This window comes from Shewanella sp. SM55 (assembly GCF_025654025.1).
In the GTDB taxonomy this organism is placed as follows: Bacteria; Pseudomonadota; Gammaproteobacteria; order Enterobacterales; family Shewanellaceae; genus Shewanella; species Shewanella oncorhynchi.
The window spans coordinates 95,361-114,952 of record NZ_JAKKRS010000011.1 but is presented as its reverse complement, the minus strand read 5'-3'; the positions used below and the strand labels follow the sequence as shown (position 1 = coordinate 114,952).

General features: G+C 44.1%; 23 protein-coding genes. 3 read left to right on the top strand and 20 right to left on the bottom strand.

What is annotated here, in order from left to right; all coding sequences use genetic code 11:
- Positions 1-8 precede the first annotated feature (8 nt).
- From fliD to flgB, 16 genes are all read right to left on the bottom strand, one after another.
- Positions 9-1,355 (bottom strand): flagellar filament capping protein FliD, encoded by a 1,347-nt coding sequence (fliD, locus tag L5L91_RS14655; RefSeq protein ID WP_113940813.1) that lies wholly within the window; start codon positions 1,353-1,355, stop codon positions 9-11.
- Between the two features lie 302 nt (positions 1,356-1,657).
- Positions 1,658-2,476 (bottom strand): flagellin, encoded by an 819-nt coding sequence (locus L5L91_RS14650; RefSeq protein WP_113940814.1) that lies wholly within the window; start codon positions 2,474-2,476, stop codon positions 1,658-1,660.
- 220 nt (positions 2,477-2,696) lie between these two features.
- Positions 2,697-3,500, bottom strand: coding sequence for a flagellin (locus L5L91_RS14645; RefSeq protein ID WP_113940815.1), 804 nt, complete (start codon positions 3,498-3,500; stop codon positions 2,697-2,699).
- A 215-nt stretch (positions 3,501-3,715) separates the two neighbouring features.
- The gene (locus tag L5L91_RS14640; protein ID WP_006083386.1) at positions 3,716-4,528 is read right to left on the bottom strand and encodes a flagellin; all 813 of its coding nucleotides are present in this window, start codon (positions 4,526-4,528) and stop codon (positions 3,716-3,718) included.
- A 144-nt stretch (positions 4,529-4,672) separates the two neighbouring features.
- Complete coding sequence (locus L5L91_RS14635) at positions 4,673-5,686, bottom strand: hypothetical protein (RefSeq protein ID WP_263236986.1); 1,014 nt, start codon at positions 5,684-5,686, stop codon at positions 4,673-4,675.
- A gap of 12 nt (positions 5,687-5,698) precedes the next feature.
- On the bottom strand, positions 5,699-6,616 hold the full coding sequence (gene flgL / locus L5L91_RS14630) for a flagellar hook-associated protein FlgL (protein ID WP_263236985.1): 918 nt from the start codon (positions 6,614-6,616) through the stop codon (positions 5,699-5,701).
- A gap of 11 nt (positions 6,617-6,627) precedes the next feature.
- Positions 6,628-8,001, bottom strand: a complete 1,374-nt coding sequence (gene flgK, locus L5L91_RS14625; RefSeq protein WP_113940818.1) for a flagellar hook-associated protein FlgK — start codon at positions 7,999-8,001, stop codon at positions 6,628-6,630.
- On the bottom strand, positions 7,998-8,405 hold the full coding sequence (locus L5L91_RS14620; RefSeq protein ID WP_113940819.1) for a rod-binding protein: 408 nt from the start codon (positions 8,403-8,405) through the stop codon (positions 7,998-8,000). The genes flgK and L5L91_RS14620 overlap by 4 nt, the downstream gene beginning before the upstream one ends.
- Entirely contained in the window at positions 8,405-9,517 is a 1,113-nt protein-coding gene (locus tag L5L91_RS14615) for a flagellar basal body P-ring protein FlgI (RefSeq protein ID WP_113940820.1), read from the bottom strand. Before L5L91_RS14615 ends, L5L91_RS14620 begins: the two co-directional genes overlap by 1 nt.
- Positions 9,518-9,531: 14 nt before the next feature.
- Positions 9,532-10,194 carry a flagellar basal body L-ring protein FlgH gene (flgH, locus tag L5L91_RS14610; protein ID WP_113940821.1) on the bottom strand — a complete coding sequence of 221 codons (663 nt, stop codon included), beginning with the start codon at positions 10,192-10,194 and terminating at the stop codon, positions 9,532-9,534.
- Positions 10,195-10,204: 10 nt separating this feature from the next.
- Complete coding sequence (gene flgG / locus L5L91_RS14605; protein WP_006083393.1) at positions 10,205-10,990, bottom strand: flagellar basal-body rod protein FlgG; 786 nt, start codon at positions 10,988-10,990, stop codon at positions 10,205-10,207.
- A gap of 11 nt (positions 10,991-11,001) precedes the next feature.
- Complete coding sequence (locus tag L5L91_RS14600; RefSeq protein WP_131523393.1) at positions 11,002-11,736, bottom strand: flagellar basal body rod protein FlgF; 735 nt, start codon at positions 11,734-11,736, stop codon at positions 11,002-11,004.
- 14 nt (positions 11,737-11,750) lie between these two features.
- Positions 11,751-12,953 carry a flagellar hook protein FlgE gene (flgE, locus tag L5L91_RS14595; protein WP_113940823.1) on the bottom strand — a complete coding sequence of 401 codons (1,203 nt, stop codon included), beginning with the start codon at positions 12,951-12,953 and terminating at the stop codon, positions 11,751-11,753.
- Between the two features lie 22 nt (positions 12,954-12,975).
- A complete protein-coding gene (locus L5L91_RS14590; protein WP_263236984.1) occupies positions 12,976-13,638 on the bottom strand; it encodes a flagellar hook assembly protein FlgD in 663 nt (220 codons plus the stop codon).
- Positions 13,639-13,640: 2 nt separating this feature from the next.
- Positions 13,641-14,057, bottom strand: a complete 417-nt coding sequence (gene flgC, locus L5L91_RS14585; RefSeq protein WP_113940825.1) for a flagellar basal body rod protein FlgC — start codon at positions 14,055-14,057, stop codon at positions 13,641-13,643.
- Positions 14,058-14,065: 8 nt separating this feature from the next.
- Positions 14,066-14,416, bottom strand: coding sequence for a flagellar basal body rod protein FlgB (flgB, locus tag L5L91_RS14580; RefSeq protein ID WP_113940826.1), 351 nt, complete (start codon positions 14,414-14,416; stop codon positions 14,066-14,068).
- Between the two features lie 219 nt (positions 14,417-14,635).
- Between flgB and flgA the strand changes: the two genes are divergently transcribed.
- From flgA to L5L91_RS14565, 3 genes are all read left to right on the top strand, one after another.
- Positions 14,636-15,250 (top strand): flagellar basal body P-ring formation chaperone FlgA, encoded by a 615-nt coding sequence (gene flgA / locus L5L91_RS14575; protein WP_263236982.1) that lies wholly within the window; start codon positions 14,636-14,638, stop codon positions 15,248-15,250.
- Positions 15,251-15,350: 100 nt separating this feature from the next.
- Positions 15,351-15,632, top strand: a complete 282-nt coding sequence (gene flgM, locus L5L91_RS14570) for a flagellar biosynthesis anti-sigma factor FlgM (RefSeq protein WP_113940828.1) — start codon at positions 15,351-15,353, stop codon at positions 15,630-15,632.
- The gene (locus tag L5L91_RS14565) at positions 15,625-16,080 is read left to right on the top strand and encodes a flagellar protein FlgN (RefSeq protein ID WP_113940829.1); all 456 of its coding nucleotides are present in this window, start codon (positions 15,625-15,627) and stop codon (positions 16,078-16,080) included. Before flgM ends, L5L91_RS14565 begins: the two co-directional genes overlap by 8 nt.
- Positions 16,081-16,165: 85 nt before the next feature.
- Here L5L91_RS14565 and L5L91_RS14560 read toward each other — a convergent pair whose 3' ends face one another.
- From L5L91_RS14560 to L5L91_RS14545, 4 genes are read right to left on the bottom strand one after another with little or no spacing between them, the layout of a single operon-like run.
- Positions 16,166-16,591, bottom strand: a complete 426-nt coding sequence (locus tag L5L91_RS14560; protein ID WP_131523390.1) for a hypothetical protein — start codon at positions 16,589-16,591, stop codon at positions 16,166-16,168.
- Positions 16,569-17,918 (bottom strand): FliI/YscN family ATPase, encoded by a 1,350-nt coding sequence (locus L5L91_RS14555; RefSeq protein ID WP_113940831.1) that lies wholly within the window; start codon positions 17,916-17,918, stop codon positions 16,569-16,571. The genes L5L91_RS14560 and L5L91_RS14555 overlap by 23 nt, the downstream gene beginning before the upstream one ends.
- Positions 17,896-18,606: a flagellar assembly protein FliH gene (gene fliH, locus L5L91_RS14550; RefSeq protein WP_131523389.1), complete on the bottom strand. Its 711-nt coding sequence runs from the start codon at positions 18,604-18,606 to the stop codon at positions 17,896-17,898. The genes L5L91_RS14555 and fliH overlap by 23 nt, the downstream gene beginning before the upstream one ends.
- A complete protein-coding gene (locus tag L5L91_RS14545) occupies positions 18,606-19,592 on the bottom strand; it encodes a flagellar motor switch protein FliG (protein ID WP_049821660.1) in 987 nt (328 codons plus the stop codon). Before L5L91_RS14545 ends, fliH begins: the two co-directional genes overlap by 1 nt.

Sequence of the window (19,592 nt, the reverse complement as noted above, 5' to 3'; positions counted from 1 at the left end):
ACTGCTTCCTATGAAAACAACTGACTTGCGGAATTAAATTGATTAATGGTGGATTCCATTGCCGTAAACTGGGTTAAATAAATCTGATACTTTTGATTCATCTGATAATCATGGCGCGCCATACTGTCATTCACACTTTTAATCTGCTTATTTAGCGCTTCCTGCTTTTGATCGATATAGCCATTAAACTGTGTAAAAGGTTTTAGGGTCTTTTCTATGCTTTTGATATAACTGTCAGGACCAGTAAACATGGCTTGTACTTTTTCTGGATCACTTTTAAAGCTATCGGTCAGCTTAGCATCATCAATTTTTAGTTTTCCGTCTCGTCCAATCTCAATCCCGATATCAGACAAACGCATGCCATTAGCAGCCGTTGCAAATACAGAATCACGTAATTTAGACTGGAGAAGGCGAATAGAGGTATCCCCCTTCAACACTCCAATTTGCGCTTCACTCACTGCAGTGGTTTTGTCTTCCTTATCTTTATCGGAAGAGCCAGAATCAGAGGTTTTAACGCCCATAGAACGAGTTAATTGATTAATTTGCGTCATTAAAGAATTAAATGAATCGACAAAATCCTTAACCGCTTTCTTATTCGCTTCAAAATCGTCTGTGACTTTAATCATGCTGCTTTCACCAGCCGCATGCACCTTGACTAATTCGAGGCTGACACCATCAACAACATTTTCTAGATAGTTACTACTGCTGGTAATACTGATACCGTTTAATGTGAGTTCCGCATCTTGTGCTGCACGACGTTCTGTCATGCCCCAATCGGCACCGTTAAACTCTACCTTCACTTGATTCGCGACACCCGATTCCTTTGAAGACAGCATAAATTCGATTTGGTTACCTGTGCGCACTAATGACGCTTGTACACCAGGATTACCCACTTGTTTATTGATCACATCGCGTAACTGAGACACAGAAATAGCCGCACCGCCATTAACCGTTGCCAAATCAATTTCCATACGCTTAGTCGGATCACTACCGACTTGAATACTGATAATACCCGACGTTGGCAACAATTCACTTTCAGAGGAATAGGCTTTAGTCAGTTGATGCGCTTGCGCAAGTTTATGCACACTCAAATCATAGTTGCCCTTAGGCGCATCAGATTTAACTGTCGCGGTCGCATTCTCGCCCGTAACCGTAGCAATTTTGCCTTTAGCTGCATCGCCACCCATTTCACTCAGCTTAGTGGCCATCTTCTTCATATTATTTTCGAGCAACGTATAAGCATCTAACTGTGTTTTGCTGGCAGTTAGCTTGCCTTTGTAAAGCGTATCTTTACCTGCGCGGTCTGCGCCAATCAGTTGCTGAGCAAATTGTGCTGCATTCATACCTGAAATCATGACTACCTCCACTCGTTCTAGAGCAAAACGCATGCCAAAAACAAGCTACTGTTTTTAAATGAATTTAAATAATTAACTGGCCCAAAAACAGCTAAATACTTCCGCATGAACACTTAAACAGGAAAACCATCTTCCACTTTGTGTTATCGAAAATTACCCCCTAAAACATGAACCTTATAGGTTTCAATCTCGGGTTTAGCGACTATCGACCAATACATAAACCGTGGCTAAAATAAAAATGCCAGTCAGCGCAACTAACTGGCATTTTAGCCGTGACCAATGACATCACTTGCTCAATAACATTAACGCAATAAACCCATGACTAAGCCCGTGTTCTGGTTAGCAGAGGACAGTACTGTTGTACCCGCCTGAACTAATAATTGATTACGTGTCATATTGGCAGATTCAACCGCGAAATCGGCATCCATAATACGGCCGGCAGCGGCTTTAGTATTTTCAGTTACACTGGCAAGGTTAGCCGCAGTATGGCCAAGACGGTTAATGTTGGCACCTAAGGTTGAACGTTCTGTCCCCACTTTAGCCAAGAAGGTATCAACAGCCCCGATAGCCGTATTGGCGGCTGCAGAAGTCAACAAATCACCAGTAACAGTCTTATCAATAGCACCTAAGGTAACTGACATTTGCTCTGCTCCATCCGAGCCAATCTGAAAGGTCACACCTTTGACGAGTACACCATCAGTAGCATCTTTAAATAAGTTATTACCCGCATAGGTTGTATTTTCTACAATACGGGTAATTTCTGCATTTAATTGCTTAAATTCATCATCCAACGCTTTTAAATCTGCTGTAGAGTTAACGCCGTTTGATGCTTGAGTCGCCAATTCTTTCTGGCGGTTAGCAATAGTCGTTAATTCTTCTAACGCACCATCTGCGGTTTGCAGCATAGAGGTCGCATCAGAAATATTGCGTGAAGCCGTTTCCATGCCCTTTACGTTAGCGCTCATGCGGTTAGCAATTTGCAAACCCGCTGCATCATCAGATGCGCTATTGATACGTAAACCCGTCGACAAACGCTCCATAGCATTAGTTAATAGATTATTACTTTTATTAACAGCACCTTGTGCAACAATTGACGCGTAATTAGTGTGAACACCTAACATATCAGCTCTCCTAGAAAAAACAGTTATCTTGGCTATGCCTGAATCCCGGTATAGCTCCATAACTAAGTAAGGCGACAGCAACAGCGCAAAACTAAAACTTATTTAAAAATAGATGGGATCACCTCTATAAAAACAGACTTAAATGGCATCCACAAAACGCCATAAAAAATGCCAGCAAGCTAAGCTTACTGGCACTTAAAACTAACTCAACTCAGCGTAATTAACGCAGTAGCCCCATCACTAAACCTGTATTTTGGTTAGCAGAAGACAGTACCGTTGTACCCGCTTGAACTAATAATTGATTGCGGGTCATATTGGCAGATTCAACCGCGAAATCGGCATCCATAATACGTCCAGCGGCGGCTTTGGTATTTTCAGTCACACTGGCAAGGTTAGCTGCAGTATGTCCAAGACGGTTAATGTTGGCACCTAGGGTAGAACGTTCTGTACCGACTGCAGCGATGAAAGTATCAACAAGGGCAATTGCCGCATTCGCGCCAGTAGTTAAATCACCAGCAGCCAGCGCTGCATCATCTATGGCTGTTGTTGTAACAACCAATTTTTCACCCGTTCCGGCACCAATTTGGAAGGTAACACCAGCCTCCAACTTGGTGAATAAGTTATTACCGGCATAAGTTGTATTATCGAGAATACGGGTAATTTCGGTGTTTAATTGAGTAAACTCATCATTCAGAGCCGTTAAATCATCAGCAGAGTTAACACCGTTTGCCGCTTGAGTGGCGAGTTCTTTCTGGCGATTAGCAATGGTCGTTAATTCTTCTAACGCACCATCAGCAGTTTGTAGCATAGAGGTCGCATCAGAAATATTACGTGAAGCGGTTTCCATACCTTTAACGTTAGCGCTCATGCGGTTAGCAATTTGCAAACCAGCAGCATCATCAGATGCGCTATTGATACGTAAACCTGTCGATAAACGCTCCATTGCATTAGTCAATAGGTTATTGCTTTTGTTAACAGCACCTTGAGCAACAATTGAAGCGTAATTAGTGTGAACACCTAACATATATAGTTCTCCATTAAATAACGAGTAGCGGGGTTAGACCTGAGTTCAGGGATAACTAACTAAAGCGACCACACAAGCGCTTAACTAAAACCTATTTAAAAATAGAGTGTATGACACTATAAAAACTAGACTGAAATGGCATGCACAAACACCATAAAAATGCCAGCAAGCTAAGCTTACTGGCATTAAAACTAACACTGACTAATTGAATAAAATTAGCGCAGTAAGCCCATCACTAAACCCGTATTTTGGTTAGCTGAAGACAGTACCGTTGTACCTGCTTGAACTAATAATTGATTGCGGGTCATATTGGCAGATTCAACCGCAAAGTCAGCATCCATAATACGGCCAGCAGCGGCTTTAGTATTTTCGGTAACGCTCGCTAAGTTAGCAGCAGTATGGCCAAGACGGTTAATGTTGGCACCTAAGGTAGAACGCTCAGTACCCACAGCGGCTAAGAAGGTATCCACAAGGGCAATTGCAGCATTGGCGGTACCACCAGTTAAAGTACCTGCGACAGTTTTAGGAATTGCGCCTAATTTAACATCCATTGTTTCCGTTGTTCCGGCGCCAATTTGAAATTTCACGCCCGTACCAGAGGTCAATACACCAGTATCGAATAATTTATTACCGGCATAAGTGGTATTTTCTACAATACGCGTTATTTCGGCGTTCAATTGCGTGAACTCATCATTTAATGCCGTTAAATCAGCCGCAGAGTTAACGCCGTTAGAGGCTTGAGTAGCCAATTCTTTCTGGCGATTAGCAATGGTCGTTAATTCTTCTAACGCACCATCAGCGGTTTGCAGCATAGAGGTAGCATCAGAAATATTGCGTGAAGCCGTTTCCATACCTTTTACGTTAGCGCTCATGCGGTTAGCAATTTGCAGACCAGCAGCATCATCAGATGCACTATTAATACGTAAACCCGTCGACAAACGCTCCATAGCATTAGTTAAAAGGTTATTGCTTTTATTTACAGCACCCTGCGCAACGATTGAAGCGTAATTAGTATGAACACCTAACATAGTAGTTCTCCAGAAAATAACGATTGTTTTGGTTAGGCCTGAATCCAGGCATAACTCATTAAGGCGACATGAAAAGCTCATCACTGAAGCCAAATAGCTTATTTTCAAAAATTAAATAATCACACTTAGGGTTCGCTTCAAAAATTAGAGCAGCAGAGCGCTAACCTGTTCGCGGTTCGTATTTCCCTGCGCCATCAAAGATGTTACTTGATAGGCAAAAGGATAGGGTTGCATAAATTTATGCAAATGCTGGAGTTCAAATTTGGGCTGACTAGATGCGGTCAATTGCTTAACCTTCACCAGTAGTAAACGGTGGGATGCTTTAATATCATCAATTTGCACTGTGACTTTTTTATCTACCTTTGACACTTTAGCCAATGTCATTTTTAACTTTTCAGTATCCGTAAAATTCCATTCACGGGGATCCTGCCAACTAAATTTCTCTTCTAATGGTATATTCCTCGGCTCACCCGCGGGCAATCTTTGCCCTTCGCCCACCATTAAAATCCCCCCATTGAGCTTCATCCAAGTCTCATGCTGTGCAGTAAACACTGTGTCATTGCTCGATAAGCGGTCGATACTTATCCCTATCGAAGCTAAAACAGGCTCTATGATATCTTGTAGCTCTAAGCGATTTTTATTGGCAGGCAAAAGCAAATGCAATGTTTGCTTCTCAGTAAAAAGCGTAATCCGCTCATCGCGGTTCTTAGGTGATGTGAGATCGACTCGTCGGAACCTAAAACAATGTAATGCCGCAGGCTGAGATGCTGAAATCAAATTCAAATGATGATCGAGTAAACGCTTTCCTTGGTAATAAGGCCTAATCTCGATTAATTGTCTTCGACACTCTTCCGCTTTATGTAATGCATCTTCAACAACTGTGTTTTTACTGAACAAGCAGGTTTGTAGCTGTTTGTTTAGTTGACCTAGGATACTTTTGGCTGAAATCAAGCTCTGTAACACCACTTGCGATGCACTAATATTATGTTGCTCTTGAGTCACCTTGGCCCAACGTCCGTAGGCTTCCAATCTATGCTTAGGTATGGGCCTCGCTTTCGGTGCACTGCGGGGCGCACCTGATATCGGAGCAACATAATGAGACGTTACCGTCTGACTTTGACGTAACTGACTAAGTGACTCACCTATCCCTTTGATCATTTAACTCATTACCTACATATGATTGAAAAGGGACAGCTGGCTTATCTGTACAAAAGTTTGCTGGGTAATTTTTAATGCGGTTAATTTGACATTGAACTCGGCAGTGGCTGCGGCATAATCGAGTTCCTGCGTTTCACCTATCACTTGTTTACTAAACAACACCATTTCTTCATGGGAGCTTTTAACTAAAGCGAGATTATTTTGTTTGCCACCAAAATCGGTAATAGCCGCACCTATGCTATCTAAGGTTTCACTTAACGCTGTTTGTATTCCACTCGCGGCTGCACTAAAAGCAGGATCGCTTGGTGATAAGCTTGGATCATTTAATACGTTAATATAGTCCATTGCTTGATTTAAAATATCTTGACCAGCATTGGAGAACAAGACTTTTTCGGCGGTGACATTAGCCGTAGTCCATGAAGAGTTAGACGTTTGTACCGTTCTCTCGCTAGTATCACCTTGGTAGACGTATCGCCCAGCCGCATCCTTAACTACCGCAGCTTTCTCAATCGCATTACCGGAAAAGAGATAATTACCCGACTCATCGGTGGCGTTAATATTATCCACTAACCCCTTTAAGAGTTCTTCCATTTCAGAAGCATAGGATGCTCTATCCTCTTTCGAGAGATTCGAACTATTAGTCGCAATACTGATTTCTTTCATCCGCTGCTGCGTCTCAACCATGCTGGATAAATAGGTTTCAGCACGGCTCATATTGGTACTTAAGGAATCGATATTTTTAATGTATTGCTGTACTAGTGCTAAATCGCGTTGGTTATCCATTACCCGAACAACACCAATAGGATCATCCGAAGGCGATAGTATTGAAACACCTTTAGAGAGCATTTGATTCAAACGTGCCACATCATAGGTCGTGTTCTGCAAACTGTTTAAATTGTTAGTGTATAAATTTTGCATTGTTACACGCATGAATAAAGTCCTTAAAAGCTACTAAGCATAGTTTGAAACAGTTGATCTGCGGTGGAAATCACCTTCGCATTTGCCATATATGACTGCTGATAGATGATCAAATTAATCCCTTCTTCATCGGGATTCACACCACTGGTACTCGCCCATTGGGACTGCGCATCTTTTTGCAAATCTACACTGGTTTTAGCAAATGAAATCGCTTGGCGAGAAGCAGAACCTAACTGGCCAACCTTGCTGGAAAAGGATTCCGCTAAGCTTGTATTACTGCCAAGACTAGTAAAACTCAGTTCTTTATTCGCTAGCTGTACTAAAGCTTTTAAATTTGCGTTATCGCCTTGGGTGCCATCTTTACCAAAGGCAAGTTTATCAGGCGTAAAACCGGCCGTTAGAGATAAGCTTCCTCCTGGGTTATTAGCTTGATAAGTAAATAAATCCTGTGACGGTGTCGCACCATTTAAGTCAGTGCCAGAAGCAAGAATAGAATTAAACTCGGTCGCTAACATGACCGCTAATTCATCTATGTACTGTTGCGAATCCGCAAGCTGCACATCACGGTACGTAAGCAAGGCACCTAAACTGCCACCAGCGGTTTCATCAACATTAAACTGGCTAGCACCAAATTGGATAGTCACCAAATCGTTCTTAGGATTGGTGGGATCGGGATTACTCGTTAACTTAGCGGCAGTATTTCCCGTCAATAGTGGCTCACCTCGGGCCAGCGAGATATTGACCATGCCTTGGCTATCTTCAACAACCCGAATATCTAAAATCGCCGCTAAGTCATCAATCGCAGCATCTCGACTATCTTGCAGTGCAGGGGGAATCGTTCCTGTCACACTTGCCGCCTGAATGTCGCGGTTGAAACTGGCAATAATATTTAGTTGTGAGTTGATCTCTTTTACGGACGAACCAAGCTGTCCATTGATCTGATTACGTTGCGAATCAATATTGTCGTTGATTGCATTCACTCTTTGGGCAACGGCTTTAGCCTCATTAAGTACACCTTGTCGGTAGGCAATGAGATTAGGTTGTTCCATAGATGAATTTAGGGCGGCGAATAATTGATCTAGGCCTTTGGAGATATTATTCCCTTCGGCACCAAATACTTGTTCAGCCTGACGCAAATAACTACTTTGCACTTTAGAAAAACCAACAGCACTCGTGGTTTGCCATAACTGCGCAACTTCGTATTGATCAGAGATCCGTCTAACACCATCAACAAACACGCCCGCGCCGGAGCCATAAGCACCGCCACCAACCGAACTTAACATCACCTGCTGACGTGAATAGCCTGCAACCATAGCATTAGCAACGTTATTTGAGGTTGCATTCAATGCGGCCATGCTTGCCAATAAGCCAGACTTACCAATGTTCAACATGCTCATTTAAAATCCTTCACAACGGGCCGCATAATAAGTGCAGGCTGCATCGCTGTTGTTGTCATCTGTTGAGGATCAAAGGCGACCGGATCTTTCTCAGACTGAAATGAACGTGATAGCTGCTTAGTCATCACGTCAGCCAAGCCCATACCATTGACTTGGCTTAAACGACTTGCCAATTCCGCATCATGTAAATCTTGATAAAGGCCATTATTGCTTTTGGAGGTTAAAGGATTATCTTCATCGGCCATAGCGTCAGTGGCTGAGCGCATTTGCTTAAGTACCGTTTGCAGGAACTGCGCCTCAAATTGTTGACTGACTAATTTAAGTGCACCTTGCTCGCCATTCGCCTTAATCAAATCATCAGCATTCAGCTTATTTAAGTAACCGCCCGTATTTTCAACTTTCATTAAATCACCACCAAATCAGCTTCTAAAGAGCCCGCTTCCGCCAAAGCTTCTAGAATTGCCATTAAGTCCATTGGTGTCGCACCTAAGCTATTTACGGCACGCACGATTTCTTCAATTGCCGTGCCCTCAGGCCAAACAAACATACGTTTGTTACCTTGTTCAACCAATACTTGGCTATCATTAGTCACCACGGTTTCCCCTGCGGCATTACCAAGATAAGCGCCATTAGGCTGACTCACGTTTTCCCGTTCAACAATAGTCACTGTCAGATTGCCATGGCTCACAGCGGCTTTACGAACCACAACATCTCCCCCTAATACCACTGTGCCTGTACGACTATTAAACACGATTCGAGGTGAACGTCGGCCTTGGTCAATCTTGAGTTCTTCAAGCATTGACATAAAAGTCACACGCTCTCGATTCGACTTAGGCGCGTGTATCAGAACCTTGGCATGATCTTGCGCACGTGCAACATCGGGTCCAAATAGTTCGTTAACAGCCCGTTCGATATTTCGGGCGGTTTTAAAGTTAGGATCCTTAAGGTTTAATATGATGTCTTCATTATCACTAAAGTTACTTTTGATTGGTGCCTCAAGTAAGGCACCATTGGGGATAGTGCCAACAGTTGGCACATTCACAGTCACAGATGATCCATTACGACCGGCGGCAGAAATACCGCCAACCACTAAGTTGCCCTGCGCTACCGCGTAAACCTCACCATCGACAGCCCTAAGAGGCGTCATTAATAAGGTTCCGCCCTGAAGACTTTTTGCATCACCAAGGGATGAAACCGTCACATCTAAGGATTGTCCTGGGCTCGCCAGAGAAGTAATAGTCGCATGCACAGCAACAGCGGCGACGTTCTTTAACTTAGGATCGGTTTTATCATCAATCTGTACACCAAACTGTTTAAGCATATTGACGACAGATTGACTGGTAAATTTAACTTGAGAGCGGTCACCCGTTCCATTTAATCCGACGACTAAGCCATAACCCACGAGTTGGTTATCACGCAGACCTTGCACATCGACAATATCCATCAAGTAGCGGCTTTGCTCTTCCGCTTGCAGTGTACCAGTAGCCAAAAGTAACAATAATAAACAACGTAGCATCAAAATATCCTTTGCTAGAGCGGGAACCATGGACTATTGAAATAGCGAGAAGCCCATCCCATAGCATTACTGTCGGCAATGGCACCTTGACCACCATAAATAATTCGAGCATCGGCAATGCGTTGCGACGATATCGTATTGTCATTACCTATATCATCAGCACGTATAATGCCAAGTAAGCGTAAATACTCATCGCCTTGATTCAATCGCAGCCATTTTTCACCACGTATCAACAAGGTACCATTAGGTAAAACCTTAGAAACGGTTACAGTGATTGAACCTGATAACTGGTTTTGCTGTGTACTTGAGCCTGCACCATTAAACCCTCTCGAAAAAGAGGTTTTACCGTCAGCATTGGCCGTTTTATCACCAATATTGCCCGCAAGTCCCATACCCATATCTTGTTCTTTGTTGGTCTTGGTATCCGCTTTCTTACTCGAATAGGTTTTTTCATCTAACGCGACGGTTAAAATATCGCCCTCACGGAAAGCACGTTTATCCTTAAAAAGTGTCAACATGAAACCGGGACGATAAAGACTGCCATCCTTTGCATCTGGCAGGCTGTAGTCAATCTCAGGCGGTGCCCACTCTTTAGTGCCAGGTTTAGTCTCCTTATCTGGAATATGCGACATACAACCCGATAAGAGTGCAAACCATAAAAACCATAACCAACGCATGATTGCCTCTCTAAACCGATTGATTGAGGAACTTGAGCATATCGTCTGAGGCTGACACAACTTTGGCATTCATCTCATATGCTCTCTGCGTGGAAATCATTTCGACCATTTCTTCCACCACGTTGACGTTTGCGCCCTCTAGCGCACCCTGTCTTAAAGCACCTAAAGCTTGATCACCCGCCACACCTTCAACCGCCACACCCGATGCCGCCGTTTCACGGTAAAGGTTGTCACCTCGAGCTTCTAACCCTGCTGGATTAGTAAAGTTAACAAGCGTGATTTGACCTAAATCTTGAGGTTCAGCTTCACCCGCCATTTTCGCTGTGACAACACCATCGTTAGCAATGGTAACGGTTAGCGCATCTTCAGGGATCACGATATTAGGCACTAAAGGTAAACCTTGTGATGTGACCATCATGCCTTCACTACTGCGATAAAACTGACCGTCACGGGTATAAGCAAGATCGCCATTTGGCTCTTCTACTTGGAAAAAACCATGACCTTCGATCGCTAAATCCAACTGCTGACTGGTATTTTGCATATCCCCAGTAGTGAATATTTTTTGAGTACCAACGACTCTCGTTCCTGCACCTAATTGCAGACCCGATGGCAGATTATTCAGTGCATCAACCTGTCCACCTGGCTGACGTTGAACCTGATAAAACAGATCATTAAACGCAACACGGTCACGCTTAAAACCTGTGGTATTCACGTTTGCCAAGTTGTTGGCAATCGCAGTCATTTTCGTATCTTGTGCTGTTAGGCCGGTTTTACTTACCCATAACGCTGATTGCATACCAATAATCCTTAAACATTGCCCAGCAGACGATTACCAGCCTCGGCCAGCTTTTCTGCACTTTTCATTAACTTAACTTGAATCTCAAATTGACGACTCAAATCCATAGATGCAATAAGCTCTGACACGGCCTGCACGTTACTCGACTCAAGGAAGCCACTATCCACTAACACACCTTCATCTTGTGGCACTGCTTGGCCATCACGACGATAGAGCAACCCATCTTGCCCCTTTTGCATTAAGGCAAAGTCAGGATTCACTAGCTTTAATCGGCCCACTTCCTCAATGATCCCGCCTTCGGAGGGTAAAACACTGACTGTGCCGTCTTCACCCACAAAGACATCTTTATGCTCAGGCAACGCTATCGGCCCATCAACGCCTAATACAGGTCGGCCATCGATAGTCAGTTGCCCCTCGGCATTGGTCTCAATTGCACCTGAACGGGTGTATGCTTCAACACCGTCAACAGCCACACTGAACAAGCCTCGATCGCGGATCGCTAAATCCAATGAACGGCCCGTAGGATTGATCACCCCACTTTGCTGGCTAAAACCACTACTCTCAGTCTGTGCCATAACCCTTGTGTTCAAACTATTACCTTGAACAGCTAAAGGCACGGCATTAACGCGCTCAAGGTCGGCTTTAAATCCTGCAGTTTCAGCGTTAGCCAAGTTATTCGCGCGAATACTTTGCGCCTCAAGAATACGAACTGCACCACTGGCGGCGGTATAAAGCATCTTCTCCATGTCAGTGTCTCTTCTTAAATGGCATTAAGTAATGCTTGTTGCATAGTCGAGTTCACATCAAGAACTTTGGCGTTAGATTGATAATTACGTTGTGCCGACATGAGGTTAACCATTTCAGCGGTCGTATCCACATTCGAGCCCTCTAAATACCCCCCCGTTACAGTGCCCATAGTTCCTGTAGATGGCGCTCCCATAATCGCTTGCCCAGCGGTATTTGTAGCCACCCAAGCATTGTTACTCACGGCAGATAAACCATTGGGATTACTAAAGTTTGCGAGGACGACCTGACCCTGTAATTGATCTTGGCCGTTAGTATAAGTGCCATACAACATGCCATTGTCATCCAGACGCACGCCTTTCAATTCACCCGAGGTGTAACCGTCTTGAGATAAGCTGGAGTTGTTATATTTGGCGGCATACTGAGTGCTTTTATCAAAATTGATATCAAATTTAAGCGGTGATGCCCCATTACCCAATGTAAGGTCGAAGGTATCCTTTGTCGTAGTTGGATCTAAAATGCCTTTTGAATCAAATTTTAATGTTGTTTGGTCTGGCAGAAGAGTCCCATCCAGAGTGTAATTAACCGTCCACTCATTCGGCGCTGTTTTTACATAATACTGAGTCACCACATGCTCAGTACCCAAAGAGTCGTAGACACTGGTGGTACCAATAGAGTGATAACTATCAATATTTTTAGGATCAAATGGCACGGCTGGGACCGCTGGAGGAATAACATCGACTCTCGCATCGAGATTTGAAACCATGCTGACATTCGTTGTGGCTTTGGCCGCTAAAGAAGCCGTTTGTACCTGTAAATCACCCGCATTGCCAGTTTGCAATCTTCCCGTCGCATTCACAGAATATCCCTGTAAACGATTACCGACTGGATCGGTTATAAAGCCTTGATTGTCCTTATGGAACATCCCTGCTCTAGCATACATGGCGCCGCCATCATTCCCCTTGAGAACAAAAAAGCCTTCGCCTTGGATCCCCATATCAAGCTGACGACCGGTATAAGTTAAGCTGCCACCTTTAGAGAAGTTTTGGCTCGTTGACATCACGCCAACGCCACCCGCCTGACCACCATTATAAATGGATGCAAATTCACTACGGCCACCGCGAAACCCACTCGTCGATGCGTTAGCAATGTTATTACTGATAGTGTTGAGATCTTGAGTCGTCGCCTGTAAACCACTTAAAGCTATGTTAAATGACATCTTAATATCCTATAAAAATAATTTAAGAAACTTCAGAAATATTGAGCACAGAAACAACTCCAACACCATGGCCCATTTCAGCCATCATCATGCCGGATGCACTGGAGAAATGGATTCTCTCGATCGGTGCCTTAATATACGTTGGCGCAACTAAACTATTTTCACCTAGTGTCGCCTTAGCTTTGATTTCATATTGGCCTGCAGACAACCCCAGCTCAGCAGGATCGATAGAGAACCGAACATCACCAACATCCTGAGCACCGAGTTGAATAGTGCTAACGACCTGACCTTGTGCATCGATAATTTCAAGATCTAAGCCTTCAGCTGCATTCTCTAAATACACTTTGCCTTCAACCGCTTCACCATCGAGCTGAAACTCAGACACAGGCACCATGGCATTCTTACCAATCAAAGATGCCGACTGTACTATGCCCAAATTTTCCATCATGACCATTTGGCTTGATTGATTCTTCCGCATTCCCTCTAAGCTTTCGACCTGCGAAAACTGCGCTAATTGAGAGATATACTCAGCACTGTTAAGCGGTTTAGTGGGATCTTGATTCTTGATTTGTGCAATCATTAAGGTCATAAATTCATTCTTTAATGACGCAGCATCATTCCCTGGTGCCGTTAATGCACCTGCAGGATTCTGAATCGAGTTGTTACCAGAGCGAGCCAATTCCATTGCTATTTATTCCCTAGTTGCAATAAACCTTGCTGCATAGAACGCGCACGATTCATGATTTCAACACTGGTTTCAAATGAACGACTTGCCGCCATCATGTCAGCCATTTCTTCAATCGTGTTCACATTAGAGTAGGCAACATAACCTTGTTCATTGGCAAAGGGATGATTCGGCTCATAACGCATATCCAATGGGGCATCCGCTTGGACTATGTCGCTCACTTCAATCGAAGCACCAATCGCACCTTGTTGAGTCGCATCGTAAATAGTCGCAAATACGGGTTTTAATGCTCGATAGGCCGACTCAGGGTTTTCGGCGGCAGTTCCAGCGTTAGCTAAGTTACTCGCGACCGTATTTAAACGTATGGTCTGAGCATTCATGCCAGCACCCGCTATTTGATAAATATCGCCAAATGACATACAGGCTCCTAACGACCTTCAATAGCAGACTTTAGACCGGCTATTTTCATGTTTAAAAATGTCAAACTCGTTTGATAATCCATCGCATTCTGTGAATATCTTGCCTGTTCCTTACCGAGTTCCACGGTATTATCATCGGCAGAATTTTGATAAGGCATGCGATAAGCGAGGCTGTACTCTTGATTCATCTGCATGCCTGCTTCAACTTGCTTCATGGCCGCTTTGAAATCCAAATCCCTCGCTTTGTACCCCGGAGTTTCGGCATTGATTAAATTACTCGCTAATACCTTGCTTCTCTCCACTCTAAAATCGAGTGTCTGAGGATGTATTCCTAATGCTTTATCAAGGTTGATAGCCATCTCAACTCCTAGTACTGTATGCGTAATTAATTTAGATGGTCGAGCAGCTTACAATTAGCATGCCAATATACTTATCCATATAAAACAGTTGGTTAAATGAAATTGCTATCGATATACGGAAAGTTCTTTTCCCTCACTTTCTTACTGAGCATAGGGTTACTTCCGCTCAATGTGCACGCGAGAGGGAAGATCACGGCGACAGAACAAATATCTCTGCAAATGACAAACTCCGTAGCCGCAGAGATAGCTAAGTGGCAACAATCGCAAGAGATCAAAAAAGTCAGCAAAAAAATCACACTGCACATTCCTTCCAGCACAGCCAAGCTAAAAACGTGTAGCACGGCGCTCCAAGTCGAGGCTGCTAAAGGGCTCCCATTCGGTCGGATCCAACGAAAAATAAGCTGTGCCTCTGAAGGCTGGTCACTCTATGTTCGGGCCAAGGTTGCTCTCAGCGCCTACATTCCTGTTGCCAACAAAACGCTTAAGAGAGATGAAGTTGTCACATCAGAAAATCTACAATGGCAAATGCTGCCCTTAACTGCATCAGATCAAGACATTATTACTGATGAAAAACACATTTTAGGGCAAGCGGTTGCCAGAAAAATAATCAAAAACAAACCCATAAGAGCAAGCAATTTAAGTGCACCAGAACTCGTGAGCATAGGAGATGAAGTGATTATCGAAGCAGTCAGTGCCACCTTTTATGCCAATATGATTGGGATTGCTATGGATGCGGGTAAACAAGGTGATGCCATTAGAGTGAGGAATAGTAGTTCAGGGAAAATCATTACCGCCTACCCCATAGCTAAGGGGAGAGTTGAAACCCGTTTTTAACATTTAAGCCACCTTAGGATAAATTTAAAAATTTATTTTAGATTTATCCTATTTAGGTCGCCTATATCTAATATCTAGCCATTTATGACGATGAACATCTATGGAAATTAATAAAATTAGCAGTGCCTTGAGCACTGAGTTCAGCACGAGTAAGAGCGCTAATACGCCCAGAAAGCCCGTTGAATCAGAAAATCTATCAACGCCAACACGACAAGATATTAGTCACGACTGGCAATTGTTAGAACAAACCCAGAAAGAGTTACATACCATCTCCGACGTTGACACAGATAAAGTTGCTGCTATACGTCAGGCTTTAAGTAATGGCAGCTTTGAGCTGAGCTTAGATAAAATTGCAGATAAGATATTGATACAGCATGGATAATAGTCAAGTAAATAAGCGCGAACTTGTTCAAAGTTTAATTCGCGATATTCGTCAAGATCTTGATGGATATAGTCAATTAAAATCAATGCTTAAGCACCAACGTGAATTAATGCAACGCAGGGATAATGATGCGCTCTTAGCCCATAACGAGCGTCAAACTGCGCTGTGTAACAAGTTAGCTTTGAGAGCCAAACAGCGAAGCGAAAATCTCGCGACACTAGGTTTTAATAGTGACAATAGTGGCATGAGACGCTTAATCACGGCGCTACCTGATCACCTAAGACCGCAAATAAAAATGTCATGGGACAACTTGCAGCTCTTAGTTAAAGATAGCCAAACAGCCAATGAAACCAACGGCAGATTGCTCGTAATACAGCAAGAAACGATTAACCGTATCCTGAATCAAGATGGCCAACACCATGAAATTGATTACGGTGCCAAACGCTAATCAAACTGAATTATTGAGAGTTACCAAAGCCCTCGCTAATGGGACATAGTTTAAAAGGTGGCTCTCAGCTGTAATGACACAGCGCCTATTGGCCTTTATTCTTGTAATAGAAACCCGCCATATCATCAACAATAGCCTGTTCACGGCGCGCCACTTGTGCTTGTTCTTGTATATGTGTTTGTTTTTCAAGCCACTTCAAACCTTGCTGACGCCCTAATTGCTTACGCCATAGGCGATCAATACGCAGTTGTTCCTGTTGTAGAAAAACCTCCTTTTGAGCTAACTTCACCCGCATAGGCTCTAACACTTGCGCCATACTTGCGGAATTTTGCCAGAGCAAAACATTTGAGCCCTCTTTCGCACCACGATAAGTCAATATCATTTGGGCTAAGGCTTGATTTTGTTGTTGATTTAGTTGGACGCTTAGGCTGGAATCATCGCGTTTTTGCCCTAGCTGCGCTAATTTCTTTTCAGCTTGAACACGTAACTTAGAGAGATGACGCTGGCTCATATCCCATAACTCCCATCAACTGTTCCAATTGCACTAAACTTTCAGCCAGATTGACTTTACTGTGTGTGGTCTGGCGTAAAAATCGTGCCATTTCTGGATACACTCGCACAGCAAGATCCATTTCAGGATCTTGGCCAGCTTGGTACCCACCTAAAGGTAATAAGTCTCTAACCTCATTGTAACGACTCAAAAGATGTCTAAAGATCTGACTCTGTTCAATACTGCTAGAGGTCGCTATGTGCATGGCTAAGCGGCTCACTGACGCATTAAGATCAATCGCAGGGAAATGTCCTTGCTCGGCCAATTTACGACTTAGCACTATATGGCCATCTAAAATAGCTCTCGCTGCATCTGCAACAGGATCCTGCTGATCATCACCCTCGGCCAATACGGTATAAAACGCGGTTAACGTTCCCGTCGGATGTTCACCATTGCCCGCCATTTCCACCAGTCTAGGTAACTGTGCAAATGCCGATGGCGGATAGCCTTTGGTTGCTGGAGGCTCACCTAAACTCAAGGCGATTTCACGCTGTGCCTGAGCATAACGAGTCAATGAGTCGACTAATAGCAACACTTGCTTACCTTGATCTCTAAAAGCACAGGCAATGGAGTGGGATAACCGCATTGCACGTAATCGCATGAGCGGTGTGGTATCTGCAGGGGCTGCAATAATCACAGCCCGTTTACGCCCTTCTTCACCGAGTGTTTCTTCAATAAACTCCCTGACCTCACGGCCACGCTCACCAATTAAGCCAACCACCACGACATCTGCTTCAGTAAAACGAGTCATCATGCCTAATAACACACTCTTACCCACACCAGAGCCCGCAAAGAGCCCGAGTCGCTGGCCTCTACCAATAGGCAACAAACTATTGATGGCGCGAATTCCGACATCTAGCGGCTGCCGAATAGGTTGGCGCAGCAAAGGGTTGTAACTCGTGTGAGATTGCGGGACTTGTGAAACACCGGTTAAATCACCCAGTAAGTCGAGTGGTTGTCCAAGTCCATCAAGCACCCTGCCAAGCAAACCATCACCAATAGCAATTGTTTGCTCATCCGTAATAGGCAGCACTCTGGCACCTGGCATCAAGCCCTGTGTGGGCTCAATCGGCATAAGGCACAATACGTCCCGATGAAAGCCAACGACTTCAGCCTCAATTAAACGACCATTTCGCCCTTCAATCTGGCAACGATCACCCATGCCAAGCTGACAGCCAACAGCCTCAAGCAATAGACCATTGACTCGAATGAGACGTCCATAAACCCTTGCAACTGGAACCTGAGGCCAATCGTCATGAAATACATCAGACTCCAATCTCAGCCTCATTCAACTTGGTTTCAACCTGCTTCATGCAAGCATCGAGTCGTGTCTCGACTGAAGCATCTGCATCGGATTTATCACTCACAATTCGACAACTGCCCGCTGAAATACTGCTATCAGCGATGAGATTCCAGCCACGGATTTTATCTTCCGAGAGCTCTTTTAATTTAATCACGGCACTCGGCTCTAAATGGATTTTGATATCCGCTTGATCATCGGGCAACGCACTCAAGGTTTCTTCAACGAGCTTAAGAATTTGTTGTGGCTGCAGGGTTAGCTCGCAGCGGATCACTTGTTGTGACACTCGGCGTACTAATTCAAGGATCAAATTTTGCTGTTCACGAACCTGCTTTGCATGACCGTCTTCGAGTAGTTCTCTCAAGGCACCTAGCGGTACGAGTAAACTGTTGAGCTGCTCATCGATGGATGCTCTACCCGCTGACTGCCCATCTAACCGACCTTGATGAAAACCAGCTGCATGTCCAGCAATGCGCCCTTCTTCTATGCCAGCCTCATAACCCGCACTCTTACCTTGAATAACACCTTCGTCATAACCCTCATCGAATGCTTGTTGATAACTTTGAAAATCACTGCCCGCATCGGAATTTGATTCCACCGCATCGTGTAATGCAGGAAAACGATAACGACGAGCGAGATTGGTATTTAGACGCCAACGAGAATGCTTGTTTTCCATTAAACAACGACCTGTTCTTCAAATAGCTGCAATTCAATTTCACCTTCTTGCATTAATTGCTTCGCCAGTTCCATTATCTCTTTACGCGCACCACTCGCTCGGCTAACAGGTACACCACCTAACGCTTCAATTTGCGTTTCAATCGCTGACGACATACGTTTAGGCAAGGCATTGAGCAAGGCATCTTTCAATTCAAAATCAATGCCTTTTAATGCTAACGATAGGGTTTCAGAAGGTACTTGTCCTAATAAGGTCTGCAACGTTTCTTGCTTTTGTCGCCCAAGAATAATGAAGTCAAACATGTTATCGGTGACATCAATCGCCATCTGCTTATCATGGAGTTTGATCATTTCCATCAGCTGCTCTCTATCGCCTTCGAAGCGATTGAGGATATCGGCAACCTGTTTGACTCCCGCCACTTGCGTGTGACTTTTCTCCATTGCCATCAACATGCAGCGCTCAACCAGTTCTCGCAGTTCCTCAACAACGTTGCGGTCTAATTCGCCAAGTTGCGCAATACGAACGAGCACCTCATCTTGGCTATCACTAGGCAACATTTTTAAGATTTTAGCGGCACTTTCTGGTGGTAATAATCCCAACAATACCGCTTGCAACTGGCAGTGCTCATGGGTGATTTCACGGGCAAGTAATTGGGGGTCAACCCATTCAAGACGCTTAACAAGCACTTTAATCTCATCACCATAAATGCTATCGATAAGACTTTTAGAGACTCTGTCTCCCAAAGCGATATCGAGTGTCTTTTGTAAATAGGACCGTGAGGCTCTGGCGATACCCGATTGCTCTTTATAGCGTTGGAAAAAACGGCTGAGTACTGCCTCGGCTTCTTGCTGGGTAATACTCGATAACCGCGCCATTTTATGGCTTAAGTGTTGCACATCGTTACGATCCAAATGCGCCATGACCATGGCAGCACCTTCTTCTCCCATACTCAGTAATAACATGGCCGCTTGGGCGTAATTGTCCAT